The 25,061-nt window shown below is 51.6% G+C and carries 24 protein-coding genes; 23 read left to right on the forward strand and 1 reads right to left on the reverse strand.

Going from position 1 to position 25,061, the window contains the following annotated elements:
• Positions 1–75: 75 nt before the first annotated feature.
• Positions 76–1,932, forward strand: coding sequence for an ABC transporter ATP-binding protein (locus O3660_RS09350; RefSeq protein WP_049352452.1), 1,857 nt, complete (start codon positions 76–78; stop codon positions 1,930–1,932).
• A gap of 111 nt (positions 1,933–2,043) precedes the next feature.
• Here the strand turns inward: O3660_RS09350 and O3660_RS09355 are convergent, their stop codons facing one another.
• Complete coding sequence (locus O3660_RS09355) at positions 2,044–2,772, reverse strand: TIGR00730 family Rossman fold protein (protein WP_003686578.1); 729 nt, start codon at positions 2,770–2,772, stop codon at positions 2,044–2,046.
• A gap of 140 nt (positions 2,773–2,912) precedes the next feature.
• Here O3660_RS09355 and truC point away from each other — a divergent pair, with 140 nt between their 5' ends.
• The 22 genes from truC to O3660_RS09465 all read left to right on the forward strand — a co-directional run.
• Positions 2,913–3,629 carry a tRNA pseudouridine(65) synthase TruC gene (truC, locus tag O3660_RS09360; RefSeq protein WP_049352517.1) on the forward strand — a complete coding sequence of 239 codons (717 nt, stop codon included), beginning with the start codon at positions 2,913–2,915 and terminating at the stop codon, positions 3,627–3,629.
• 97 nt (positions 3,630–3,726) lie between these two features.
• Complete coding sequence (gene prfB / locus O3660_RS09365) at positions 3,727–4,830, forward strand: peptide chain release factor 2 (RefSeq protein WP_003681666.1); 1,104 nt, start codon at positions 3,727–3,729, stop codon at positions 4,828–4,830.
• Positions 4,831–5,054: 224 nt separating this feature from the next.
• Positions 5,055–6,023 (forward strand): IS110 family transposase, encoded by a 969-nt coding sequence (locus tag O3660_RS09370; RefSeq protein WP_371464888.1) that lies wholly within the window; start codon positions 5,055–5,057, stop codon positions 6,021–6,023.
• A 688-nt stretch (positions 6,024–6,711) separates the two neighbouring features.
• Positions 6,712–8,169, forward strand: a complete 1,458-nt coding sequence (locus O3660_RS09375) for an oligopeptide:H+ symporter (protein ID WP_049350689.1) — start codon at positions 6,712–6,714, stop codon at positions 8,167–8,169.
• 334 nt (positions 8,170–8,503) lie between these two features.
• Positions 8,504–8,860, forward strand: coding sequence for an NADH-quinone oxidoreductase subunit A (locus O3660_RS09380; RefSeq protein WP_003686600.1), 357 nt, complete (start codon positions 8,504–8,506; stop codon positions 8,858–8,860).
• The gene (locus O3660_RS09385) at positions 8,851–9,333 is read left to right on the forward strand and encodes an NADH-quinone oxidoreductase subunit B family protein (protein WP_002215610.1); all 483 of its coding nucleotides are present in this window, start codon (positions 8,851–8,853) and stop codon (positions 9,331–9,333) included. The genes O3660_RS09380 and O3660_RS09385 overlap by 10 nt, the downstream gene beginning before the upstream one ends.
• 12 nt (positions 9,334–9,345) lie before the next feature.
• Complete coding sequence (locus tag O3660_RS09390) at positions 9,346–9,939, forward strand: NADH-quinone oxidoreductase subunit C (RefSeq protein WP_049350688.1); 594 nt, start codon at positions 9,346–9,348, stop codon at positions 9,937–9,939.
• Complete coding sequence (gene nuoD, locus O3660_RS09395) at positions 9,929–11,185, forward strand: NADH dehydrogenase (quinone) subunit D (protein ID WP_003686526.1); 1,257 nt, start codon at positions 9,929–9,931, stop codon at positions 11,183–11,185. The genes O3660_RS09390 and nuoD overlap by 11 nt, the downstream gene beginning before the upstream one ends.
• Positions 11,185–11,658 carry an NADH-quinone oxidoreductase subunit NuoE gene (nuoE, locus tag O3660_RS09400; protein WP_049332996.1) on the forward strand — a complete coding sequence of 158 codons (474 nt, stop codon included), beginning with the start codon at positions 11,185–11,187 and terminating at the stop codon, positions 11,656–11,658. The genes nuoD and nuoE overlap by 1 nt, the downstream gene beginning before the upstream one ends.
• A 57-nt stretch (positions 11,659–11,715) precedes the next feature.
• Positions 11,716–13,011, forward strand: a complete 1,296-nt coding sequence (nuoF, locus tag O3660_RS09405) for an NADH-quinone oxidoreductase subunit NuoF (protein WP_049350687.1) — start codon at positions 11,716–11,718, stop codon at positions 13,009–13,011.
• Positions 13,012–13,069: 58 nt separating this feature from the next.
• Positions 13,070–15,331 (forward strand): NADH-quinone oxidoreductase subunit NuoG, encoded by a 2,262-nt coding sequence (nuoG, locus tag O3660_RS09410; RefSeq protein WP_049350686.1) that lies wholly within the window; start codon positions 13,070–13,072, stop codon positions 15,329–15,331.
• 2 nt (positions 15,332–15,333) lie between these two features.
• Positions 15,334–16,410, forward strand: a complete 1,077-nt coding sequence (gene nuoH / locus O3660_RS09415) for an NADH-quinone oxidoreductase subunit NuoH (RefSeq protein WP_002216340.1) — start codon at positions 15,334–15,336, stop codon at positions 16,408–16,410.
• Positions 16,411–16,485: 75 nt separating this feature from the next.
• Positions 16,486–16,881, forward strand: coding sequence for a GFA family protein (locus O3660_RS09420; RefSeq protein WP_049350685.1), 396 nt, complete (start codon positions 16,486–16,488; stop codon positions 16,879–16,881).
• Positions 16,882–16,935: 54 nt separating this feature from the next.
• Entirely contained in the window at positions 16,936–17,415 is a 480-nt protein-coding gene (gene nuoI, locus O3660_RS09425; RefSeq protein WP_002216341.1) for an NADH-quinone oxidoreductase subunit NuoI, read from the forward strand.
• Between the two features lie 11 nt (positions 17,416–17,426).
• Entirely contained in the window at positions 17,427–18,098 is a 672-nt protein-coding gene (locus O3660_RS09430; RefSeq protein ID WP_003676988.1) for an NADH-quinone oxidoreductase subunit J, read from the forward strand.
• Entirely contained in the window at positions 18,095–18,400 is a 306-nt protein-coding gene (gene nuoK / locus O3660_RS09435; protein WP_004519135.1) for an NADH-quinone oxidoreductase subunit NuoK, read from the forward strand. Before O3660_RS09430 ends, nuoK begins: the two co-directional genes overlap by 4 nt.
• A 2-nt stretch (positions 18,401–18,402) precedes the next feature.
• Positions 18,403–20,427, forward strand: a complete 2,025-nt coding sequence (gene nuoL / locus O3660_RS09440; protein ID WP_049350684.1) for an NADH-quinone oxidoreductase subunit L — start codon at positions 18,403–18,405, stop codon at positions 20,425–20,427.
• A gap of 95 nt (positions 20,428–20,522) precedes the next feature.
• The gene (locus O3660_RS09445; protein WP_049350683.1) at positions 20,523–22,019 is read left to right on the forward strand and encodes an NADH-quinone oxidoreductase subunit M; all 1,497 of its coding nucleotides are present in this window, start codon (positions 20,523–20,525) and stop codon (positions 22,017–22,019) included.
• A gap of 9 nt (positions 22,020–22,028) precedes the next feature.
• On the forward strand, positions 22,029–23,471 hold the full coding sequence (nuoN, locus tag O3660_RS09450) for an NADH-quinone oxidoreductase subunit NuoN (RefSeq protein WP_049350682.1): 1,443 nt from the start codon (positions 22,029–22,031) through the stop codon (positions 23,469–23,471).
• Positions 23,472–23,691: 220 nt separating this feature from the next.
• Positions 23,692–23,991, forward strand: coding sequence for a DUF2818 family protein (locus O3660_RS09455; protein WP_003686671.1), 300 nt, complete (start codon positions 23,692–23,694; stop codon positions 23,989–23,991).
• Between the two features lie 87 nt (positions 23,992–24,078).
• The gene (locus O3660_RS09460) at positions 24,079–24,429 is read left to right on the forward strand and encodes a helix-turn-helix domain-containing protein (RefSeq protein ID WP_262379027.1); all 351 of its coding nucleotides are present in this window, start codon (positions 24,079–24,081) and stop codon (positions 24,427–24,429) included.
• Positions 24,333–25,061, forward strand: a 729-nt coding sequence (locus tag O3660_RS09465) for an IS3 family transposase (RefSeq protein WP_371464886.1), incomplete at its 3' end; no start/stop codon positions are given. The genes O3660_RS09460 and O3660_RS09465, both read left to right, overlap by 97 nt.

The following is a 25,061-nucleotide window of genomic DNA, read 5'->3' on the forward strand; positions in this document are numbered from 1 at the left end:
GTAAAATACAGTCTTGAATGTATTTGAACACTTCTTTTCAGACGGCCTGACCGTCTTATCACATTTGCAAAAACAATGATTAAAAAAATATTCTCATGGTTCGAATCCCGAATCGACCCCTATCCCGAAGCCGCCCCGAAAACGCCTGAAAAAGGGCTGTGGCGGTTTGTCTGGAGCAATATCGAAGGCTTGCGCAAATGGATTGCCGTATTGGCGGTGTTTACCGCCGGTATCGGCATCATGGAAGCCCTGCTGTTTCAATTTATGGGCAAAGTCGTGGACTGGCTCGGCAAATACACGCCCGCGACCCTGTTTGCTGAAAAAGGCTGGGCGTTGACGGCGATGGCGGGGATGATGGTGTTTTTCGCCCTCTGGACCTTCCTCGCGTCCAATGTGCGTCTGCAAACCCTGCAAGGCGTGTTCCCGATGCGCCTGCGCTGGAATTTCCACCGTCTGATGTTGGGGCAAAGCCTCGGTTTTTATCAGGACGAATTTGCCGGCCGCGTGTCCGCCAAAGTCATGCAGACCGCGCTGGCGATGCGCGACGTGGTGATGACGGTTGCTGACATGGTTGTGTATGTGCTGGTGTATTTCATTACTTCCGGCGTGATTTTGATTTCGTTCGACAGCTGGTTGCTGTTGCCCTTTATCGGCTGGATTATCGGCTTCGCCTTAGTGATGCGCTTCCTGATTCCCAAGCTCGGCAAAACCGCCGCGCGTCAGGCGGATGCGCGCTCGCTGATGACCGGCCGCATTACCGATGCCTATTCCAACATCACCACCGTCAAACTCTTCTCCCACGGCGCGCGCGAGGCGGCCTATGCCAAGCAGTCGATGGAAGAATTTATGGTGACGGTACACGCCCAAATGCGTTTGGCGACGCTTCTGCACACCTGCAGCTTCATCGTCAACAGCTCGCTGACCGCCGGCACGACCGCGCTGGGCATCTGGCTTTGGTATCACGGGCAAGTCGGCGTCGGCGCAGTGGCTACCGCCACCGCCATGGCGTTGCGCGTCAACGGTTTGTCGCAATACATCATGTGGGAATCCGCCCGATTGTTTGAAAACATCGGCACTGTCGGCGACGGCATGGCAACCCTGTCCAAGCCGCACACCATCCTCGACAAGCCGAACGCCCTGCCGCTTAAAGTCACCCGAGGCGAAATCAAGTTTGAACACGTCGATTTCTCCTACGAAGCCGGCAAACCGCTCCTCAACGGCTTTAATCTGAACATCAAACCTGGCGAAAAAGTCGGCTTGATCGGCCGCAGCGGCGCGGGCAAATCCACCATCGTCAACCTGCTCCTGCGCTTTTACGAACCGCAAAGCGGCACGATTTCGATCGACGGCCAAAACGTGGACAGCGTTACCCAAGAAAGCCTACGCGCTCAAATCGGTTTGGTGACGCAAGATACCTCCCTGTTGCACCGCTCCGTCCGCGACAACATTATCTACGGCCGTCCCGATGCGACCGAAGCCGAAATGATTTCCGCCGCGGAACGCGCCGAGGCCGCCGGTTTTATTCCTAACTTAAGCGACGCCAAAGGCCGGCGCGGCTATGATGCACACGTTGGCGAACGCGGCGTGAAACTTTCCGGCGGCCAGCGCCAACGCATCGCCATCGCCCGCGTTATGCTTAAAGATGCGCCGATTCTATTGCTTGACGAAGCCACCAGCGCGCTCGACTCCGAAGTCGAAGCCGCCATCCAAGAAAGCCTCGACAAAATGATGGAAGGCAAAACCGTGATTGCCATTGCCCACCGCCTCTCCACCATCGCCGCGATGGACCGCCTCATCGTCTTGGACAAAGGCCGTATCATCGAAGAAGGCAGCCACACCGAATTGCTCGAGAAACAAGGCCTGTACGCCAAACTTTGGGCACACCAAAGTGGCGGCTTCTTGAGTGAGCATGTCGAGTGGGAAAACAATTAAACGCTTTGAAAGAAGATAAAAGGCCGTCTGAAAATATTTTCAGACGGCCTTTATTAATGAAGCAAAGGGCAGGTAGGATAACCGCCCTTTTTTAGTTGAAACCTTAGTTTTTTACAGCCCCAGCGACCAAGCATTTTGGTGTTCGGACAAGTCTTCCAAGCGGTTTTCGTAATGGGCGAAGATTTCTTCGATGATTTCGTCTTCATCGTCAATGACGCGGATCAGGTTCAAATCCTCTTCCAAAATCAGGTTTCTGCCCAGCAATTGCTCGCGTATCCAGTCCAACAAACCTGCCCAAAATGCTTTGCCCACTAAGATAATCGGGCGGTCGGGCGTTTTGCCGGTTTGTACCAAGGTCAGGCTTTCAAACAATTCGTCCAATGTGCCGAAACCGCCGGGCATGACGACATACGCCACGGCGTGTTTGACGAACATGACTTTGCGCGGGAAAAAGTGTTGGAATTTAATCGACAAATCCTGATACGGATTGGCTTTTTGCTCGTGCGGCAACACGATATTCAGCCCCACTGCCGGACTTGCGCCTGCAAACGCGCCTTTGTTAGCCGCTTCCATAATGCCCGGCCCGCCGCCGGAAATGACGGAAAATCCGGCATCCGACAGTTTGCGTGCCAAGCGTAATGTGAACTCGTAGTCAGGATGGTTTTCGGGGGTGCGCGCGCTGCCGTAAATGCTGACGGCTGGCTGAATGGCGCGCAATTCTTCGCCGGCTTCGACAAATTCGGAAATAATCTTCAATACATGATACGACTCGCGCGCCTGAATATCGCGGCGGGTTTCGTCGGGCAACATGGGTTTGGGCAATTTTTTGAGCAGGCTCACGGCTTTTCCTTCGTGTTTTTATGTGCAGTATTGTAACCCGAAAGGGGCGGGCCGTCTGAAAGTTGGGTTTCGGCGGCAAGTGTGCCTGCCACATTTTCAAAAGCCCGTTACAATATCTGCTTTTATTCAACTGCTCTGCCATGCTCGATATTATCCACCGCGACAGCCGCACCATCGCCGTCAACAAACCTGCCGGAATGCTGGTGCACCGAAGCTGGTTAGACAAACACGAAACCCGTTTTGCCGTGCAGACCCTGCGCGACCAAATCGGGCAGCACGTCTATCCCGTCCACCGCCTTGACCGCCCGACTTCCGGCGTCTTGCTGTTTGCCCTCGATACGGAAGCCGCACGGTTATTGACGCAGCAGTTTGAAAACAAAACCATCGAAAAAACCTATTGGGCAATTGTTCGCGGTCATCTGCCTTCAGACGGCCTGATTGATTACGCCCTCAAATATATGCCCGACAAAATCGCCGAAGCGCAGACTGAAGCCACATTGCAGGAAGCGCAAACCGCCTACCGCTGTCTGGCACAAACCGAGTTGCCGTTCCAATCGGCCCTGCGTTATCCGACCTCGCGTTATTCGTGGGCCGAACTCACGCCGCACACCGGCCGCAAACACCAACTCCGCCGCCATATGAAACACATTTTCCACCCCATCGTCGGCGACACCAACTACGGCGATTTGCGCCAAAACCATGCCGTTGCCGAACATATCGGCACGCAACGCCTGATGTTGCACGCGCGAAGCCTCAGTTTTCAAAGCATAGAAGACGGCAGCCGGATGACTGTAAACGCGCCGATAGACAACGACTGGCGGCTTTGGATGGAAAAATTTAAAACCGAGGCCGTCTGAAAATCCAAACCGCACATTTTCAGACGGCCCGGTCATGGAAAAAAACAGGCAAATCCCTTACAATACGCCCCTAAAATTTTGAAAGAACACAAGAATCATGGAAGCCGAAGTAATCAACCAGCTTAACAACACCCTAAACGACTTGGAGAAGCGCAGCGAAGACATCCGCGTCTATATGGACTACCAAGGCAAAAAAGACCGCCTTGAAGAAGTCGTCGGCCTCTCCGAAGACCCGGAACTCTGGAACGACCCCAAACGCGCCCAAGAAATCGGCAAAGAGCGAAAAATCCTCGAAGGCATCGTGGTGACCCTCGACAACATCGCCACAGGCATCGAAGACAACCGCATGCTGATTGAAATGGCCGTCGAAGAAAATGACGAAGAAGGTTTCGCCGCCGTGCAGGAAGATGTGGCCGGTTTGGAAAAACAAATGGCCGACCTCGAATTCAAACGAATGTTCAACCAGCCTGCCGACCCGAACAACTGCTTTATCGACATCACCGCAGGCGCGGGCGGTACCGAAGCCGAAGACTGGGCAGGCATGTTGTTCCGCATGTACAGCCGTTACGCCGAGCGCAAAGGCTTCAAAATCGAAATCCTTGAAGAAGACGACGGCGAAATCGCAGGCATTAACCGCGCTACCATCCGCGTGGAAGGCGAATACGCCTACGGCCTGCTGCGTACCGAAACCGGCGTTCACCGCCTGGTGCGCTACTCGCCGTTTGACTCCAACAACAAACGCCACACGTCTTTCTCATCCGTGTTCGTTTACCCCGAAATCGACGACTCCATCGAAATCGAAATCAACCCGGCCGATTTGCGTATCGACACTTACCGTGCATCCGGTGCCGGTGGTCAGCACATTAACAAAACCGACTCCGCCGTGCGTATTACCCACGAGCCGACCGGTATTGTGGTGCAGTGTCAAAACGACCGTTCGCAACACGCCAACAAAGCTGCCGCGATGGAAATGTTGAAATCCAAACTGTACGAATTGGAAATGCGCAAACGCAACGAAGAGAAGCAGGCGTTGGAAGAAGGCAAGTCCGATGTGGGTTGGGGCAGCCAAATCCGCTCATACGTTTTGGATTCCTCACGCATCAAAGACTTGCGTACAGGCTACGAAGTCGGCAACACCAAAGCCGTATTGGACGGCGACTTGGACGGCTTCATCGAAGCCAGCCTGAAACAAGGTGTGTAAACCGTAAGAGACAAACAGGCCGTCTGAAAGATTTCAGACGGCCTGTTTGTTAGTAACTATACCTTGTATATCGGAACTTCCGTATCATAGCAACAAACCGCCCGCCGCCGCCCGCATCCGACCAAGGTAAACAACCGTTGAGTAGCTCAGGGAGCGGTCGGGCAACCCATCGACATAACCGGATAGTTGCCGAACAACACAACCGAATGCAAGGCAGGTTTATGATGAGTACCCAATACAATTACGCAGGTATCGACATCGCCAAACGAAACTTCGTCATCGCCGTTTCGTCTTTGTCTAAAACCAAAACCGAAACCAACAACCCAAAAGGTATCGCCCATACTATCGAATACCTTAAAAAACACAACGTCGCCCTCGTCGTGATGGAAAGCACCGGCGGTCTCGAAATCCCCGCCGCCAAAGCCATCCACCGTGCAGGCATAGCCGTGATTATCGCCAACCCGCGTCAGACGCATCAGTTTGCCCAATCGCAGTCGCTGACCAAAACCGATGCCAAAGATGCCCAAATGCTCGCCTTCTTCGCACAGATGATGACGCAGAAAGAAGGTTGGCAAACCATGCTCTACCACCCGCCCACCGAAGCGGAAGAAGTGTTGGAAGCATTGGTTAACCGCCGCAACCAACTGGTGGATATGCGGACTGCCGAGAAAAACCGTCTGCATCAGGTTCACGAAACACAAGTCGAAAGCGTCAAACAACTGATTGCTCATTTTGACAGGTTGATTGACGAATTGGACAAACAAATCGATGACCACACCCACACGCATTTTGACGGCAAAGCCCAAGTGGCGGAGCAAATCAAAGGCATCGGTTCGATAACGACGGCTACATTGATGGCGATGCTGCCCGAATTGGGACGGCTGAACCACAAACGGCTGGCGAGTCTGGTCGGTATTGCCCCACACCCGAGGGAGAGCGGGGAAACCAAATTCAAAAGCCGCTGCTTCGGCGGAAGGTCTGCGGTGCGTAAGGCGCTGTATATGGCTACCGTGGTGGCGACACGTTTTGAACCGCTTATTCGGGATTTCTACCAACGCCTGCTGTCCAAGGGTAAGCCGTATAAGGTTGCTGTTACGGCATGTATGCGCAAACTGCTGACGGTATTGAATGCCCGGATGCGTGATTACTTTGCCGGGAACGGTATCACCGAAAACGGTATCCAAACGGCTTGATTTGAGTTTTGGTATTTTTGCCCGACGGGGTGAAAAATACAGTTGCTACGACTACTGAAAAAATTAAATTGAAAAAAAAATCTAAATCTATAAAATATAGAAACGGAAATAAAAGTCCGTGTATCTGAAAACTTAAGTATAGAATGTAGCAATAATGGCAAATAATCAGACAGGCAACAGTAACCCAAACTGGCCAAGCAAAACAGGTAATCCGTCAGGCGGCAGACGTGGTAACAATCCCCCGTTAGGTAGCGGAAAATCTGGTGGGGGCAAAAAATAAACAATTTCTTTAAGCCCTACTTTTTTAAGTAGGGCTTTATTTTATCTGTTATTTGTATCACATAGTTTTCAGGCAGCCTGAAACTACTCTAAAGTCTTATCAGCCTAAATGGAATACCGAACGCAGTAAATATATCCGTTTTCGGCCACATGAAAAATACAATATAGAAAATCTAAAAATTAATGGGTTTTTGAATATGTAGGGCATGACAGAGATGGCCGCGATATCCTTGTTATGTAGCTATTGAGTTCTTTTTAGATACGAATCTTAATCTTTCTGTAAAAAAATGCTTTTTAATGTTTTGCAAATGCAAAGATTGGCGGTAATATATGGCTTCCATAAAAATGATTGGTAGGTATAACAGGCCGTCTGAAGCCTAAGTCTGTCTAATATATAGGAGAACTCATAATGTCCGGTCAAAAGCCGTCTTCTGCCGAGAAAACCTTCTTCGGCCATCCTTTGCAATTATCCACCCTATTCCATATTGAGCTGTGGGAACGTTTTTCCTTCTACGGTATGCAGGGCATCCTGTTGATTTATCTGTATTACGCCGCGAATCAAGGCGGCTTGGGTATGGATAAGGCTTTGGCCGGCGGTATTGTTGGCGCATACGGCGGCAGCGTTTACCTGTCTACTATTCTCGGCGCATGGTTGGCCGACCGCATTTGGGGCTCGGAACGTACCCTGTTTATCGCCGGTATCGTCGTGATGACCGGTCATATTTTATTGGCGATTGTGCCGGGCTTGATGGGATTGCTGTTGGGCTTGGTGTGTATCGCGCTGGGCAGCGGCGGCGTGAAATCGTCTGCCAGTTCGATGGTCGGTTCTTTGTATGAACGGGACGATCTGCGCGAATTGCGCGATGCCGGTTTCTCCATTTTCTATATTTCCATCAATATCGGTGGTTTCTTAGGCCCTTTGTTGACCGGTATTTTGCAAGACCGCATGGGTTTTCATTATGGCTTTGGCGCGGCGGCCGTCGGTATGGCATTTGGCCTGCTGTGGTATTCACGTGGCCGTAAAGACCTGCCGCATACGCCGGCTCCCAATCCGTTGCGCCCTGAAAAGGTACAGACTGCAATAGCTGTCGGCGTGTTGCTGGTTTTGGTGTTGGGCAGCGTGATTGCTTCCGGCGCGCTCAATCTTGAAAACTTTTCACGCTGGCTTTTGGGCGTGGTCATTATCACCGTTATCGCTTATTTTGCACGCCTGCTGGGCAGCAGCCAGGTTGAGGCAGCCAATAAACGTTACATCATGGCCTATATTCCGTTGTTTTTGACCATTTGTATGTTCTGGGCGGTTTGGTTTCAAGTGTACACCGTTGCAACGGTTTATTTCGACGAAACGGTCGATCGTACTTTCTTCGGCTTTACCGTGCCTGTTTCATGGAAAGACTCGATACAGGCCATGTGGGTGGTTCTCTTCTCCGGCGTGATGGCGGCGGTGTGGACGAAAATGGGCAAACGCCAACCTAAAACGCCGTTGAAGTTTGCGCTGGCCATGTTGGTAACCGGCGTCTCTTATTTGTGTTTCATTCCGTATATTTCATCCGGAACCCCGATGCCGATTATCGTGTTTATGCTGGTGTTGTTGGCGATTACGATAGGCGAGTTGATGCTGTCGCCGATTTCGCTGTCGTTTTCTACCAAAATCGCACCGAGCATGTTTAAAACACAAATGGTTGCGTTGAATTTCTTGGCATTGTCCATCGGCTTTACTTTGGGCGGAGTGTTGTTTAAAGACTACTACAATGCTGAGTCACCATTGGATTTCTACTGGATGCTGGCCACCATCGGCGCAGTAACCTGCGGTATCCTGCTGGTACTTGCCCCGGTATTGAACCGCATGCTCAAAGGTGTCGATTGATTTTTCTATTTAAATGAATGTGATGTACACAGGCCGTCTGAAAAGAATCAGTTTTCAGACGGCCTGATGTTTTTATTGAAGTTTGGAAAAGGGCGATTTTCCAGATTGTTGAAGTAAATCGGACATGAGGAAAACCCGAATTAAATGATACATGATTAAATTGAAATTAAAATTGTGAAATATTAAATAAGAATAAGAATTGTTCTCATAACTTTATTGAATTTATTAGTGTTTTTTTACTGATTTGCTGATATTTACCTTTAAATGGCTTTTGAAATTCGATAAAATGGTAATCTATTTTTAAGATTTGTCTGTCAACCAGTTAGGTACGACCATGTTGGCCAGTTACTTTCCCGTCCTCGTATTCATCCTCGTCGGCCTGGCAGCCGGCGTGCTGTTTATCCTGCTCGGCACAATTTTAGGCCCGAAACGCCACTATGCCGAAAAAGACGCGGCTTACGAATGCGGTTTTGAAGCCTTTGAAAACGCAAGGATGAAGTTCGACGTGCGCTATTACCTCGTCGCCATCCTCTTCATCCTGTTTGATTTGGAGGTCGCGTTCATGTTGCCGTGGGCTGTCGTGTTCAAAGATTTGGGCGCATACGGCTTCTGGTCTATGCTGGTGTTTATCGTCGTTCTGACGGTAGGCTTTATTTACGAATGGAAAAAAGGTGCGCTGGAATGGGAATAGAAGGCGTTTTGAAAAAAGGTTTCATCACCACCAGCGCGGATACGGTGTTGAACTATATGCGTACCGGTTCATTGTGGCCGGTTACTTTCGGCTTGGCCTGCTGCGCCGTGGAAATGATGCATGCGGGTATGGCGCGTTATGACCTTGACCGTTTCGGCATCATTTTCCGTCCGTCCCCACGTCAGGCTGACCTGATGATTGTGGCAGGTACGTTGACCAACAAAATGGCGCCCGCCCTGCGCCGCGTATACGACCAGCTCGCCGAGCCGCGCTGGGTATTGTCTATGGGCTCGTGTGCCAACGGCGGCGGCTATTATCACTATTCTTATTCCGTTGTGCGCGGTGCCGACCGCGTCGTGCCGGTAGACGTTTATGTGCCGGGTTGTCCGCCGACTGCGGAAGCTCTGATTTACGGCCTGATTCAGCTCCAACAAAAAATCAAGCGCACTTCCACCATCGCGCGTGACGAGTAAGGAGAGGACGATATGGCAAGCATTCAAAACTTATACGAGACCGTCGTCAGCGTGCTCGGCGAGCAGGCAAGCAAAGTCATTTCGGCTTTGGGCGAGATTACCGTCGAGTGTCTGCCCGAACACTATATTTCAGTCATGACTGCATTGCGCGACCATGAAGAGTTGCATTTCGAGCTTCTGGTTGACTTGTGCGGTGTCGATTACAGCACTTACAAAAACGAAGTATGGCAGGGCAAGCGCTTTGCCGTCGTCAGTCAGTTGCTTTCCGTTAAAAACAATCAACGCATCCGCGTACGCGTCTGGGTTTCAGACGACGACTTCCCCGTAGTCGAATCCGTAGTCGATATTTACAACAGCGCGGATTGGTACGAACGTGAAGCCTTCGATTTGTACGGCATCATGTTCAACAACCACCCGGACTTGCGCCGCATCCTGACCGATTACGGTTTCGTCGGACATCCGTTCCGCAAAGACTTCCCGATTTCCGGTTATGTCGAAATGCGTTACGACGAAGAGCAAAAACGCGTGATTTACCAACCTGTTACCATTGAGCCGCGCGAGATCACGCCGCGTATCGTCCGTGAGGAGAACTACGGTGGCCAATAAATTAAGAAACTACACCATCAACTTCGGCCCGCAACACCCTGCGGCGCACGGCGTATTGCGTATGATTTTGGAGTTGGACGGCGAACAAATCGTCCGTGCCGACCCGCATATCGGCCTCCTGCACCGTGGTACTGAAAAACTGGCTGAAACCAAAACCTATCTGCAAGCCCTGCCCTATATGGACCGCTTGGACTACGTTTCCATGATGGTCAACGAGCAGGCGTATTGTTTGGCAGTAGAAAAACTTGCCGGTATTGATGTGCCTATCCGCGCCCAATACATCCGCGTGATGTTCGCCGAAGTAACGCGCATCCTCAACCACTTGATGGGTATCGGTTCGCACGCATTCGACATCGGCGCGATGACCGCCATCCTTTACGCCTTCCGCGACCGCGAAGAGCTGATGGACTTGTACGAAGCCGTGTCCGGCGCGCGTATGCACGCAGCCTACTTCCGTCCCGGCGGTGTTTACCGCGACCTGCCCGATTTCATGCCCAAATACGAGAGCAGCAAATTCCGCAACGCCAAAGTATTGAAGCAGCTCAACGAATCCCGCGAAGGCACCATGCTCGACTTTATCGACGCCTTCTGCGAACGTTTCCCGAAAAACATCGACACACTCGAAACCCTCCTGACCGACAACCGTATTTGGAAACAGCGTACCGTCGGCATCGGCGTTGTCACTCCTGAGCGCGCCATGCAAAAAGGCTTTACCGGCGTGATGTTGCGCGGTTCAGGCGTGGAATGGGACGTGCGTAAGACACAGCCTTACGAAGTGTACGACAAAATGGATTTCGACATCCCCGTCGGCGTCAACGGCGACTGCTACGACCGTTACCTCTGCCGTATGGAAGAAATGCGTCAATCCGTACGCATCATCAAACAATGTTCCGAGTGGTTGCGTGTCAATCCGGGTCCGGTCATTACCACAAACCACAAATTCGCTCCGCCCAAACGTACCGAAATGAAAACAGGTATGGAAGACCTGATTCACCATTTCAAACTCTTTACCGAGGGTATGCACGTTCCCGAGGGCGAGACCTACACCGCTGTCGAACATCCGAAAGGCGAGTTCGGCGTTTACATCATTTCAGACGGTGCAAACAAACCCTACCGCCTGAAAATCCGTGCACCCGGCTTCGCCCACCTGCAAGGCATGGACGAAATGGCAAAAGGCCACATGCTGGCTGACGTTGTTGCCATCATCGGTACGCAGGACATCGTATTCGGGGAGGTTGACCGATAATGTTATCCGCAGAATCCTTAAAACAAATTGATATTGAGTTGGCAAAATATCCTGCCGACCAACGCCGTTCCGCGATTATGGGCGCATTGCGTATTGCCCAGACCGAAAAAGGCTGGCTTGCTCCCGAGACCATCGCCTTTGTCGCAGACTATATCGGCATCTCGCCTGCACAAGCCTACGAAGTCGCTACTTTCTACAATATGTACGACCTTGAGCCTGTTGGCAAATACAAACTGACCGTTTGTACCAACCTGCCCTGCGCCCTGCGCGGCGGTATGGCTACCGGCGAATACCTCAAACAAAAACTCGGTATCGGCTACGGCGAAACCACGCCCGACGGAAAATTTACCCTTGTCGAAGGCGAATGCATGGGCGCATGCGGCGACGCTCCGGTCATGCTGGTCAACAACCACAGCATGTGCAGCTTTATGACTGAAGAAGCAATTGACAAGAAACTTGCCGAACTGAAATAAAAGGCCGTCTGAAAACAACGGCTGCAACCGATACGAAAACGAACAGGCACACCAAAAATGGCTATTTACCAATCAGGCGTGATTTTTGACCAAGTGGATACCGCCAATCCCTACTGCTGGACATTGGACGAATACGTCAAACGCGGCGGTTACAGCGCGCTGCGTAGAATCCTGTCCGAAAACATCTCGCAAACCGATGTGATTGACGAAGTCAAAACCTCCGGCTTGCGCGGTCGTGGCGGTGCGGGCTTCCCGACCGGTTTGAAATGGAGCTTTATGCCCCGTTCCTTCCCGGGCGAAAAATATGTGGTTTGTAACACCGACGAAGGCGAGCCGGGTACGTTCAAAGACCGCGACATCATCATGTTCAATCCTCATGCCCTGATTGAAGGCATGATTATTGCCGGTTACGCGATGGGTGCGAAAGCCGGCTACAACTATATCCACGGCGAAATTTTTGAAGGCTACCAACGCTTTGAAGCCGCTTTGGAGCAGGCGCGTGCCGCAGGTTTTTTAGGTAAAAATATTTTGGGTTCGGATTTTGAATTTGAACTCTTCGCCCACCACGGCTACGGCGCATACATTTGCGGTGAAGAAACCGCATTGCTCGAATCGTTGGAAGGCAAAAAAGGGCAACCGCGCTTTAAACCGCCATTCCCTGCTTCGTTCGGCCTGTATGGCAAACCGACCACCATTAACAATACCGAAACCTTCGCCTCCGTCCCATTCATTATCCGTGACGGCGGACAGGCATTTGCCGATAAAGGTATTCCGAATGCAGGCGGTACCAAATTGTTCTGTATTTCCGGCCACGTCGAGCGTCCGGGCAACTATGAAGTGCCATTGGGTACGCCGTTTGCCGAAGTCTTGAAAATGGCGGGTGGTATGCGCGGCGGTAAAAAACTTAAAGCCGTCATTCCCGGCGGTTCGTCCGCGCCAGTTTTGCCTGCCGATATTATGATGCAGACCAATATGGACTATGACTCGATTTCCAAAGCAGGCTCGATGCTGGGTTCCGGCGCGATTATCGTCATGGACGAAGACGTGTGCATGGTGAAAGCCCTTGAGCGTTTGAGCTACTTCTACTACGACGAGTCTTGCGGCCAATGTACGCCTTGCCGAGAAGGCACGGGCTGGCTTTACCGCATCGTCCACCGCATCGTAGAAGGCAAAGGCCGCATGGAAGACTTGGATTTGCTGGATTCCGTCGGTAACCAAATGGCAGGCCGTACCATCTGCGCCCTTGCCGATGCCGCTGTTTTCCCTGTCCGCAGCTTTACCAAGCATTTCCGTGATGAGTTTGTGCATTACATCGAACACGGCGGACCGATGAAACCGAATAAGTGGTGCTAAGTTTTCAGACGGCCTCTAAAAGAATTATTTATTAAATACCCGTAACTAGGAACGAACCATGTTACAAATCGAAATCGACGGCAAACAGGTATCTGTGGAGCAGGGCGCGACGGTGATTGAAGCCGCGCACAAGCTCGGTACTTATATCCCGCATTTCTGTTACCACAAAAAACTTTCCATCGCCGCCAACTGCCGTATGTGTTTGGTGGACGTGGAAAAAGCCCCCAAACCTTTGCCCGCCTGTGCCACGCCGGTTACAGACGGCATGATTGTGCGTACGCATTCGGCAAAAGCCCGAGAGGCGCAAGAAGGCGTGATGGAGTTCCTGCTCATCAACCATCCGCTTGATTGTCCGACCTGCGACCAAGGCGGCGAATGCCAGTTGCAGGATTTGGCGATGGGCTATGGCAAAACCACCAGCCGCTATACCGAAGAAAAACGTTCTGTCGTCGGCAAAGACATGGGCCCTTTGGTTTCCGCCGAGGAAATGAGCCGTTGTATCCACTGTACCCGTTGCGTTCGTTTCACTGAAGAAATCGCCGGCGTGCAAGAAATCGCCATGGCCAACCGCGGCGAACACTCCGAGATCATGCCTTTTATCGGTAAAGCAGTGGAAACCGAATTGTCAGGCAACGTCATCGATTTGTGTCCTGTCGGCGCATTGACCAGCAAACCGTTCCGCTTCAACGCGCGTACTTGGGAATTGAACCGCCGCAAATCCGTCTCCGCTCATGACGCTTTGGGCAGCAATCTGATTGTACAAACCAAAGACCATACCGTCCGCCGAGTGTTGCCGTTGGAAAACGAAGCCATCAACGAATGCTGGCTGTCCGACCGCGACCGTTTTGCCTACGAAGGCCTGTATCACGAAAGCCGTCTGAAAAACCCGAAAATCAAACAGGGCGGCGAGTGGATGGACGTGGATTGGAAAACCGCGCTGGAATATGTCCGCAGCGCGATTGAATGTATCGCCAAAGACGGCAACCAAAACCAAGTCGGCGTTTGGGCCAATCCGATGAATACGATTGAAGAGCTGTATCTGGCCAAAAAACTTGCCGACGGCTTGGGTGTTAAAAACTTTGCAACCCGTTTGCGCCAACAAGACAAACGTCTTTCAGACGGCCTTAAAGGTGCGCAATGGTTGGGACAAAGCATTGAATCTTTGGCTGACAACGATGCCGTATTGGTAGTCGGCGCGAACTTGCGCAAAGAACAGCCGCTCCTGACCGCCCGCCTACGCCGTGCCGCCAAAGACCGTATGGCCTTGAGCGTATTGGCCAGCAGTAAAGAAGAATTGTTTATGCCGCTTCTGTCTCAAGAAGCCGCACATCCCGACAAATGGGCAGGCCGTCTGAAAAAACTGTCTGGCAATGCGGAACACGCAGTTACCGCCAGCCTGAAAAACGCTGAAAAAGCAGCAGTGATTTTGGGTGCGGAAGTGCAAAACCATCCTGATTACGCCGCCATTTATGCCGCCGCACAAGAGCTGGCAGATGCAACCGGCGCAGTGCTGGGCATTTTGCCGCAAGCCGCCAACAGCGTTGGTGCGGATGTCTTGAATGTAAACTCCGGCGAGAGCGTTGCCGAAATGGCAAACGCGCCGAAACAGGCAGTCTTGCTGCTCAACGTCGAGCCTGAAATCGATACGGTTGACGGTGCAAAAGCCGTAGCCGCGTTGAAACAGGCGAAAAGCGTGATGGCGTTTACACCGTTTGTCAGCGAAACGCTGCTGGACGTGTGCGACGTATTGTTGCCGATTGCGCCGTTTACCGAAACTTCGGGCAGCTTCATCAATATGGAAGGCCGTCTGCAATCTTTCCACGGCGTGGTACAAGGCTTCGGCGATTCGCGTCCGCTGTGGAAAGTGTTGCGCGTATTGGGCAACCTGTTTGACTTGAAAGGTTTTGAATACCACGATACCGCTGCGATTCTGAAAGATGCGCTGGATGCAGAAAGCCTGCCGTCCAAACTGGACAACCGCAGCACATGGGCAGGGGAGGGCGTTCAGACGGCCTCAGACCGCCTCGTCCGTGTCGGCGGCATCGGTATTTATCACACTGATTCTATCGTGCGTCGTTCTGCGCCGTTGCAAGAAACCAGCCATGCCGCCGTGCCTGCTGCGCGTGTAAATCCGAACACATTGGCACGCTTGGGCCTGCAAGACGGACAAACCGCTGTCGCCAAACAAAACGGCGCAAGCGTATCGGTTGCCGTCAAAGCCGATGCCGGTTTGCCTGAAAACGTGGTGCATCTGCCGCTGCATACCGAAAATGCCGCGCTGGGTGCGTTGATGGACACTATTGAACTGGCGGGAGCTTGATCATGCAAGAATGGTTCCAAAACCTCTTTGCCGCAACGCTCGGTCTGGGCGATTTGGGCATCACCGTAGGCTTGGTGGTATCCGTCATCGTCAAAATCGTGATTATCCTGATTCCGCTGATTCTGACCGTTGCCTACCTGACGTATTTCGAACGTAAAGTCATCGGCTTTATGCAGCTTCGTGTCGGCCCGAACGTGACCGGCCCGTGGGGTCTGATTCAGCCGTTTGCCGACGTGTTCAAACTCTTGTTTAAAGAGGTAACCCGTCCGAAGCTGTCAAACAAAGCCCTGTTCTATATCGGCCCGATTATGTCGCTCGCCCCGTCTTTTGCGGCATGGGCAGTGATTCCGTTCAACGAAGAATGGGTGCTGACCAACATCAATATTGGCCTTTTGTACATCCTGATGATTACCTCGCTGTCGGTTTACGGCGTGATCATCGCGGGCTGGGCTTCCAACTCCAAATATTCGTTCTTGGGTGCAATGCGTGCTTCCGCACAAAGCATTTCCTACGAGATTGCCATGAGTGCCGCGCTGGTGTGCGTTGTGATGGTATCGGGCAGCATGAACTTCTCCGACATCGTTGCCGCACAAGCCAAAGGTATTGCCGGCGGCTCGGTATTCTCTTGGAACTGGCTGCCGCTCTTCCCTATCTTCATCGTCTATCTGATTTCCGCCGTTGCCGAAACCAACCGCGCGCCGTTTGACGTAGCAGAGGGCGAATCCGAAATCGTTGCCGGCCACCACGTCGAATATTCCGGCTTCGCGTTCGCGCTGTTCTTCCTTGCAGAATACATTTTCATGATTCTGATTGCCGCGCTGACATCACTGATGTTCCTCGGCGGCTGGTTGTCTCCGTTCCCGCAAAGCTGGGGCTTTATCGGTACGCCTTCCGCATTCTGGATGTTCGTGAAAATGGCGGCGGTGCTGTACTGGTATCTGTGGATCCGTGCAACTTTCCCACGTTACCGTTACGACCAAATCATGCGTTTAGGCTGGAAAGTGCTGATTCCGATCGGCTTCGCCTACATCGTGATTTTGGGCGTGTGGATGATTTCACCGCTGAATTTGTGGAAATAGGGCAGGGAGGCCGTCTGAAAGTTTTCAGGTAGCCTATAACCCAAATTTTTAACCGTTTCAAACCGAGAGAACCTAATGAAAGCTCAATGCCTGTGTGGCGCAGTATCACTGGAAACCGCCGAAAACCGCGAACTCCACGCCTGCCATTGCGGAAGATGCCGCGTATGGGGCGGTGGCGCGTCTTTTACTTTGGCCGCCCAGTCGCCTGAAATTACAGGCAGCGAACACATTGCGCATTATCAGTCGTCCGAATGGGCGCAACGCTGTTTTTGCAAACACTGCGGCACACATCTGTTTGTGAAAGTTGGCAACGATTATTACATCAACGCCGGGCTGTTTGCCGACAACGCGGGCTTTGAAACCACTTCGCAAATCTTTATCGATTGCAAAGCTCCGTATTACGACTTGGCCAACGATACCCCGAAGCTGACCGAAGCAGAGTTTTTAGAAATGGTGGGCGCGGCAGGTTAAAAAACCGCTTTCAGACGGCCTGTAAACAGAACAATCCGAAAAGAGCATCCGAAAATGGCTAATTTAGTAAAAACCTTCCTGCTGGGCGAATTGGTGAAAGGCATGGGCGTAACGCTCAAAAATTTCTTCGCCCGCAAAGACACGATTTACTTCCCTGAAGAAAAAACGCCGCAATCCGTGCGTTTCCGCGGTTTGCACGCGCAACGCCGTTATCCGAACGGCGAAGAGCGCTGTATTGCGTGTAAATTGTGCGAGGCAGTTTGTCCGGCAATGGCGATTAACATCGAATCGGAAGAACGCGAAGACGGCACGCGCCGCACCAAGCGTTACGACATCGACCTGACCAAGTGCATCTTCTGTGGTTTCTGCGAAGAGGCCTGCCCGACCGATGCGATTGTGGAAACCCATATTTTTGAATATCACGGCGAGAAAAAAGGCGACTTGCACATGACCAAGCCGATTCTTTTGGCCATTGGCGACAAATACGAAGCCGAAATCGCCAAGCGCAAAGCCGCTGACGCGCCGTATCGTTAAGGAGCAGACGAATGACTTTTTCCGCGATTCTGTTCTATATTCTTGCCGCCATCGTTTTGTACGGTGCGGTTCGTACCGTTACCGCTAAAAACCCCGTACATGCCGCTTTGCATCTGGTGCTGACCTTCTGCGTAAGCGCGATGATTTGGATGCTGATGCAGGCCGAATTCTTGGGCGTGACGCTGGTGGTGGTTTACGTCGGCGCCGTGATGGTGTTGTTCCTGTTCGTCGTGATGATGTTGAACATCGACATTGAAGAAATGCGCGCCGGTTTCTGGCGTCATGCGCCTGTTGCCGGTGTGGTCGGCACATTGTTGGCGGTTGCCCTGATCCTGATTCTGGTCAACCCGAAAACCGACCTGGCCGCATTTGGTCTGATGAAAGACATTCCCGCCGATTACAATAATATCCGCGATTTGGGCAGCCGTATTTATACCGACTACCTGTTGCCGTTTGAATTGGCGGCGGTATTGCTGCTGTTGGGCATGGTGGCCGCGATTGCGCTGGTTCACCGCAAAACCACCAATCCGAAACGTATGGATCCTGCCGACCAAGTTAAAGTACGTGCCGACCAGGGCCGTATGCGTCTGGTGAAAATGGAAGCGGTCAAACCGCAAGTCGAATCTGCCGAAGAGAGCGAAGTTTCAGACGGCCTCAAGCCGGAAGGGGAGGGCAAAGCATGATTACCTTGACGCATTATTTGGTATTGGGTGCGCTCCTGTTCGGTATCAGCGCAATGGGTATCTTTATGAACCGCAAAAACGTGCTGGTATTATTGATGTCCATCGAGCTGATGCTTTTGGCAGTGAACTTCAACTTTATCGCCTTCTCGCAATATTTGGGCGATACTGCCGGACAAATTTTCGTATTCTTCGTATTGACCGTTGCCGCTGCCGAATCTGCCATCGGTTTGGCGATTATGGTATTGGTGTACCGCAACCGACAAACAATCAACGTTGCCGATTTGGATGAGTTGAAAGGGTAATCATGAACGATATGACTTTATATTTGATAATTGCCCTTGTTCCGTTAGCAGGCTCGCTGATTGCGGGTTTGTTCGGCAACAAAATCGGACGTGCCGGCGCGCATACGGTTACGATACTCGGCGTGGCGGTGTCCGCCGTGCTGTCAGCTTATGTGCTGTGGGGCTTTATTGACGGCAGCCGCGCCAAGTTTGACGAGAATGTCTATACCTGGCTGACAATGGGCGGCTTGGATTTCTCCGTCGGCTTCTTGGTCGATACGATGACGGCGATGATGATGGTCGTGGTAACGGGTGTATCGCTGATGGTACATATCTATACCATCGGCTATATGCACGATGAAAAAGTCGGCTACCAACGCTTCTTCAGCTATATTTCTTTGTTTACATTCAGCATGTTGATGCTGATTATGAGCAACAACTTCGTCCAGCTCTTCTTCGGTTGGGAAGCGGTAGGCTTGGTGTCGTATCTCTTGATCGGTTTCTATTTCAAACGTCCGAGCGCGATTTTTGCCAACCTGAAAGCCTTTTTGATCAACCGCGTCGGCGACTTCGGCTTTTTGCTCGGTATCGGCTTGGTGCTTGCCTATTTCGGCGGCAGCTTGCGCTATCAAGATGTATTCGCTTATCTGCCTAATGTTCAGACGGCCACCATTCAATTGTTCCCCGGTGTGGAATGGTCTTTGATTACCGTAACTTGTTTGCTCCTGTTTGTCGGTGCGATGGGTAAATCGGCACAATTCCCGTTGCACGTCTGGCTGCCTGATTCGATGGAAGGTCCGACCCCGATTTCTGCATTGATTCACGCCGCAACCATGGTTACCGCCGGTCTGTTCATGGTATCGCGTATGTCGCCGATTTATGAGATGAGCAGCACTGCGCTGTCTGTCATCATGGTAATCGGTGCGATTACCGCCCTGTTTATGGGCTTCTTGGGCGTGATTCAAAACGACATCAAACGTGTGGTTGCGTATTCCACCCTGTCGCAACTGGGTTATATGACCGTGGCTTTGGGCGCGTCCGCCTATTCCGTGGCGATGTTCCATGTGATGACCCACGCTTTCTTTAAAGCCTTGTTGTTCTTGGCCGCAGGTAGCGCGATTATCGGTATGCACCACGACCAAGATATGCGCCACATGGGCAACCTGAAAAAATACATGCCGATTACTTGGCTGACCATGCTGATCGGTAACTTGTCGCTGATTGGTACGCCGTTCTTCTCCGGCTTCTATTCTAAAGATTCGATTATCGAAGCAGCGAAATACAGCACCTTGCCGGGCAGCGGTTTTGCCTATTTTGCCGTCCTCGCCAGTGTGTTTGTTACTGCGTTCTACGCGTTCCGCCAATACTTTATGGTGTTCCATGGCGAAGAGAAATGGCGCAGCCTGCCTGAGCATCATGACGATCATCATGGTGAAGAGCATCACGGTTTGGGCAAAAACGACAATCCGCACGAAAGCCCGTTGGTTGTTACCCTGCCTTTGATTTTGCTGGCGATTCCGTCCGTCATCATCGGCTACGTTGCCATCGAGCCTATGCTTTACGGCGATTTCTTCAAAGACGTGATTTTCGTCAACGCCGATGCGCATCCGACCATGCACATCATGAAGGAAGAATTCCACGGCGCATTGGCAATGGTGTCACACAGCCTGCATTCGCCTGTACTCTACCTCGCTATCGCAGGCGTGTTGAGCGCATGGCTTCTGTACGTCAAACTGCCGCACCTGCCAGCGAAAATTGCACAGGCGTTCCGTCCGATTTACGTTTTGTTTGAAAACAAATACTACCTTGATGCCCTGTATTTCAACGTTTTTGCCAAAGGCACGCGCACATTGGGTACCTTCTTCTGGAAAGTCGGCGATACTGCCATTATCGACAACGGTATTGTCAACGGCTCCGCCAAACTGGTCGGCGCGATTGCCGCGCAAGTGCGTAAAGCCCAAACCGGCTTTATCTACACCTACGCCGCCGCTATGGTGTTCGGCGTATTGGTACTGCTCGGCATGACTTTCTGGGGATTGTTCCGATAAGAATAAGGTTTCAGACGGCCTTAAACCTTCAGGCCGTCTGAAACGAAGAAATATCCACATAAACACATTTTTATTTTAACCACAGGTTAACCACTATGTTTTCCAACTACCTACTCAGCTTGGCAATATGGATACCCATCGCCGCAGGTGTGCTGGTTTTGGCGACCGGTAAAGACAGCCGTGCGCCGCTGGCGCGTGTGCTTGCCTTCATGGGTGCGCTTGCCGGTTTCTTGGTAACGCTGCCCCTGTTTACCGGGTTCGACCGTTTGAGCGGCGGCTATCAGTTTACCGAGTTCCACGAGTGGATTCCGCTTCTGAAAATCAACTACGCATTGGGCGTGGACGGTATTTCAGTACTCTTTATCATCTTAAATGCGTTTATTACGCTGTTGGTGGTATTGGCCGGTTGGGAAGTTATTCAGAAACGTCCGGCGCAGTATATGGCGGCATTCCTGATGATGTCGGGTTTGATTAACGGCGCGTTTGCCGCGCAGGATGCGATTCTGTTTTATGTGTTCTTTGAGGGTATGCTGATTCCGCTGTACCTGATTATCGGTGTATGGGGCGGCCCGCGCCGCGTCTATGCGTCGGTCAAGCTGTTCCTCTATACGCTGATGGGTTCGCTCTTGATGCTGGTTGCCATGGTTTACCTGTACTATCAAACAGGCAGCTTCTCTATTGTCGATTTCCAAAACATCAAACAGATTCCGTTGGGCGTACAACAGCTTTTGTTTGTGGCGTTCTTCCTGTCATTCGCTGTAAAAGTGCCGATGTTCCCTGTGCATACTTGGTTGCCGGATGCCCACGTTGAAGCGCCGACCGGTGGTTCGATGGTGTTGGCGGCGATTACGCTGAAACTGGGTGCGTATGGTTTCTTGCGCTTTATCCTGCCGATTATGCCGGATGCGGCACGCTATTTTGCCCCTATAATCATCGTATTGAGCCTGATTGCCGTGATTTACATCGGTATGGTGGCTTTGGTGCAAACCGATATGAAAAAATTGGTAGCGTACTCTTCCATCAGTCATATGGGTTTTGTCACTTTAGGTATGTTCCTGTTTGTGAACGGCCAATTGAATGACTGGGCATTGAAAGGTGCAATCATTCAAATGATTTCCCACGGTTTCGTGTCTGCCGCGATGTTTATGTGTATCGGCGTGATGTACGACCGCCTGCATACCCGCAATATTGCCGATTATGGCGGCGTGGTCAATGTGATGCCTAAGTTTGCGGCGTTTATGATGTTGTTCGGTATGGCCAATGCCGGTCTGCCTGCGACTTCAGGCTTCGTGGGCGAGTTTATGGTGATTATGGGTGCGGTTAAAGTGAATTTCTGGGTAGGCGCGTTGGCTGCCATGACCCTGATTTACGGTGCGTCTTATACCCTGTGGATGTACAAACGCGTTATTTTTGGTGCGATCCACAATCCGCACGTTGCCGAAATGCAAGACATCAATTGCCGCGAATTTGCGATTTTGGCAATTTTGGCGGTTGCTGTTTTGGGCATGGGTCTGTATCCGCAAGCGTTTATCGAAGTGGTGCATCAAGCGGCAAACGATTTGATTGCCCATGTGGCACAAAGCAAGATTTGAGGTGTGTAAATGAACTGGTCTGATTTGAATTTAATGCCCGCCATGCCCGAAATCGTGCTGCTTGCGCTATTGGGTGTCGTATTGCTGGCAGACTTGTGGATTTGCGATAAAAACCGCTATTTAACCCATCTGATGAGTTTGGGAACAGTCATTGTCGTAGCCGTCACCCAATTGGCGGTATGGGAGCAGGGCAGTGTCGATGCCTTTCATGGTATGTATATTGCAGACGGCATGTCCCGTTTGGCAAAACTGGTGTTGTATGCGCTGACGTTTGGTCTGTTTATTTACAGTAAACCGTACAACCAAGACCGCCAAATCTTCAAAGGCGAGTTTTATACCCTGTCGCTGTTTGCTCTGTTGGGTATGAGCGTCATGGTCAGCTCTGCACATTTCTTGACTGCGTATATCGGTTTGGAATTGTTGTCTTTGTCGCTGTACGCCATGATTGCCCTGCGCCGTGATTCCGGTCGTTCTGCCGAGGCTGCGCTGAAATACTTCGTATTGGGCGCGTTAGCCTCCGGTTTGCTGCTCTATGGTATTTCCATGGTTTACGGCGCCACCGGTTCCCTTGATTTTGCTTCTGTCTTGGCTTCTGCTTTCAATGAGCAGGCCAATGAGTGGTTGTTGAAGTTGGGTATGGTGTTTATTGTGGTCGCCATTGCATTTAAATTGGGTGCGGTTCCATTCCATATGTGGGTACCCGATGTGTACGATGGCGCGCCGACCTCTGTTACCGCCTTTGTGAGTACGGCTCCGAAAATTGCCGCCGTTGTCTTTGCGTTCCGTATCCTTGTTACCGGTATGGGTACCATACATTCAGACTGGGCGCCGATGTTGGCCATCCTTGCCGTTGCATCTTTGATGGTCGGTAACCTTGCCGCCATCATGCAAACCAATATCAAACGTATGCTTGCCTATTCCACCGTATCGCACATGGGCTTTATCTTGTTGGCGTTTATGGCAGGCGCAGTCGGCTTTACCGCTGGTTTGTATTACGCCATTACCTATGCTGTGATGGCGGCAGTCAGCTTCGGTGTTTTGATGGTATTGTCCACCAAAGACATTGAGTGTGAAGACATCAAAGACCTCGCTGGCCTCAACCACCGCCATGCATGGTTTGCTTTCCTGATGTTGTTGTCCATGTTCTCCATGGCAGGTATTCCGCCGCTGATGGGCTTCTACGCCAAGTTCGGCGTGATTATGGCGCTCTTGAAACAAGGCTATGTTTGGTTGTCAGTGTTTGCCGTCATCATGTCTCTGATTGGCGCGTTCTACTACCTTCGCGTGGTCAAAGTCATCTACTTCGATGCGCCTGATCATGACCAGCCGGTCGGCAGCAACTATGCCGCCAAATTTGTCCTGACGGTCAATGCCTTCCTGCTGCTCCTGTGGGGTATTATGCCGCAAACCGTTATCGACTGGTGTGCCAAAGCATTGGAAAATACCCTGTAAGCTTCAAACAAAAACAACGGCGGCTGTTCCAAAGTCGCCGTTTTTGTTAGGATTCGCATTCGGATGAAGTATCCCCAAAGTTCAGACGGCCTCAAGCCTTTGAACAATCATCAGGCGGGTATCATCAAGAGATTGAATATTCCACGGATAATGATGGGCAAGAATGCCCATTTAACATGTTAAAATCACACACAGGCCGTCTGAAAACAGAAAGACCATCATGACCGCATCCATGTACATTCTTTTGCTGTTGGCACTTATCTTTGCCAACGCGCCATTTATTACCACCAAATTCTTCGGCATCATCGCCCTGAAACGCAAACACATCGGCCATCACTTGATCGAATTGCTGGCAGGCTTCCTTCTTACTGCGATTCTCGCCTATATCCTCGAATCACGCGCCGGAGCCGTACATGCCCAAGATTGGGAGTTTTATGCGACCGTTGTCTGCCTCTACTTGATTTTTGCTTTTCCATGCTTCGTATGGCGTTACTTTTGGAATGAGCGGAATAGAGAGTAGGATTTGAATGAGGAAAAGGCCGTCTGAAAGATGAACTGCACCCCAAAAGTTGGACATCCCCTCCAACTCACAAGGTGCAGTTTTTTTATGAGCAAATATACATTACACTTCAAATACCAAGCCGTACTCCACTACCTGCATATACGCAGCCAACAGCGTACCGCAGACCACTACGGCATCTCCCGAACCCACCTGCGACGATGGATACGCGCCTATCAAGAAGGCGGCATCGGCGCACTCGAACATCCACAATCCAAAACCATGACCGAACACCGCAAAAACCCCTTCATCGCCGACAAACCCGACCACGAAAAAACACAGGCAGAGCTTATCGAAGAATTGTGCTATATGCGCGCAGAGGTTGCCTACCTAAAGGAGTTAAAAGCCCTCAGCCAAAAGCGGACCGAAAAGGACAAAGCCAAACCGTCCAAACACTGAGGGCGCAACACCCGCTCAAATACCTGCTGCACATTGCAAACCTGCCCAAAAGCAGCTTCTACTACCACCACCAAGACCGACCCGACCCCGACGAAGCCGACAAAGCCCTCCTTGTCGAAACCTACCGGCGGCATAAAGGACGCTACGGGCAAAGGCGCATTGCCGCCGCATTGGGTTGGAACCGCAAAAAAGTGGCGCGGTTGATGAAGCAGTTGGAACTGAAAGCCCTCATACGGGCGAAAAAAGCCTACCGCCATCCCGCCATGGGCGAAATATCGGAAAACCTCCTCAAACGCCTATTCAAAGCTGAAAAGCCCAACGAAAAATGGCTGACCGACGTTACCGAACTCAAAGGGAAGGACGGCAAACTGTACCTCTCGCCAATCTTGGACTTGTTCAACCGGGAAATCGTCGCCTACGCCATGAGCCGCAGAGCCGACAGCGAAATGGTGAAGGAAATGCTCGAAAAAGCCGCCCCCCGGCTGACCGGCGAAGGAACGATGCTTCATTCCGACCAGGGTGTGCAGTACCGTACGGCGGGGTATAGGGAATTGCTTGCGGAGCATTCCATGATTCAAAGCATGTCGCGTAAGGCGAACTGCTGGGACAATGCGCCGATGGAGAGTTTCTTT

It is taken from the genome of Neisseria sp. 27098_8_139 (assembly GCF_041433195.1).
GTDB lineage: Bacteria > Pseudomonadota > Gammaproteobacteria > Burkholderiales > Neisseriaceae > Neisseria > Neisseria subflava.

Excerpts from the sequence above, each read along its gene's own strand:
- O3660_RS09350 (WP_049352452.1), top strand. The coding sequence starts at position 76 with ATGATTAAAAAAATATTCTCATGGTTCGAATCCCGAATCGACCCCTAT.
- truC (WP_049352517.1), top strand. The coding sequence starts at position 2,913 with ATGCTCGATATTATCCACCGCGACAGCCGCACCATCGCCGTCAACAAA.
- prfB (WP_003681666.1), top strand. The coding sequence starts at position 3,727 with ATGGAAGCCGAAGTAATCAACCAGCTTAACAACACCCTAAACGACTTG.
- O3660_RS09370 (WP_371464888.1), top strand. The coding sequence starts at position 5,055 with ATGAGTACCCAATACAATTACGCAGGTATCGACATCGCCAAACGAAAC.
- O3660_RS09375 (WP_049350689.1), top strand. The coding sequence starts at position 6,712 with ATGTCCGGTCAAAAGCCGTCTTCTGCCGAGAAAACCTTCTTCGGCCAT.
- O3660_RS09380 (WP_003686600.1), top strand. The coding sequence starts at position 8,504 with ATGTTGGCCAGTTACTTTCCCGTCCTCGTATTCATCCTCGTCGGCCTG.
- O3660_RS09385 (WP_002215610.1), top strand. The coding sequence starts at position 8,851 with ATGGGAATAGAAGGCGTTTTGAAAAAAGGTTTCATCACCACCAGCGCG.
- O3660_RS09390 (WP_049350688.1), top strand. The coding sequence starts at position 9,346 with ATGGCAAGCATTCAAAACTTATACGAGACCGTCGTCAGCGTGCTCGGC.
- nuoE (WP_049332996.1), top strand. The coding sequence starts at position 11,185 with ATGTTATCCGCAGAATCCTTAAAACAAATTGATATTGAGTTGGCAAAA.
- nuoF (WP_049350687.1), top strand. The coding sequence starts at position 11,716 with ATGGCTATTTACCAATCAGGCGTGATTTTTGACCAAGTGGATACCGCC.
- nuoG (WP_049350686.1), top strand. The coding sequence starts at position 13,070 with ATGTTACAAATCGAAATCGACGGCAAACAGGTATCTGTGGAGCAGGGC.
- nuoH (WP_002216340.1), top strand. The coding sequence starts at position 15,334 with ATGCAAGAATGGTTCCAAAACCTCTTTGCCGCAACGCTCGGTCTGGGC.
- O3660_RS09420 (WP_049350685.1), top strand. The coding sequence starts at position 16,486 with ATGAAAGCTCAATGCCTGTGTGGCGCAGTATCACTGGAAACCGCCGAA.
- nuoI (WP_002216341.1), top strand. The coding sequence starts at position 16,936 with ATGGCTAATTTAGTAAAAACCTTCCTGCTGGGCGAATTGGTGAAAGGC.
- O3660_RS09430 (WP_003676988.1), top strand. The coding sequence starts at position 17,427 with ATGACTTTTTCCGCGATTCTGTTCTATATTCTTGCCGCCATCGTTTTG.
- nuoK (WP_004519135.1), top strand. The coding sequence starts at position 18,095 with ATGATTACCTTGACGCATTATTTGGTATTGGGTGCGCTCCTGTTCGGT.
- nuoL (WP_049350684.1), top strand. The coding sequence starts at position 18,403 with ATGAACGATATGACTTTATATTTGATAATTGCCCTTGTTCCGTTAGCA.
- O3660_RS09445 (WP_049350683.1), top strand. The coding sequence starts at position 20,523 with ATGTTTTCCAACTACCTACTCAGCTTGGCAATATGGATACCCATCGCC.
- nuoN (WP_049350682.1), top strand. The coding sequence starts at position 22,029 with ATGAACTGGTCTGATTTGAATTTAATGCCCGCCATGCCCGAAATCGTG.
- O3660_RS09455 (WP_003686671.1), top strand. The coding sequence starts at position 23,692 with ATGACCGCATCCATGTACATTCTTTTGCTGTTGGCACTTATCTTTGCC.
- O3660_RS09460 (WP_262379027.1), top strand. The coding sequence starts at position 24,079 with ATGAGCAAATATACATTACACTTCAAATACCAAGCCGTACTCCACTAC.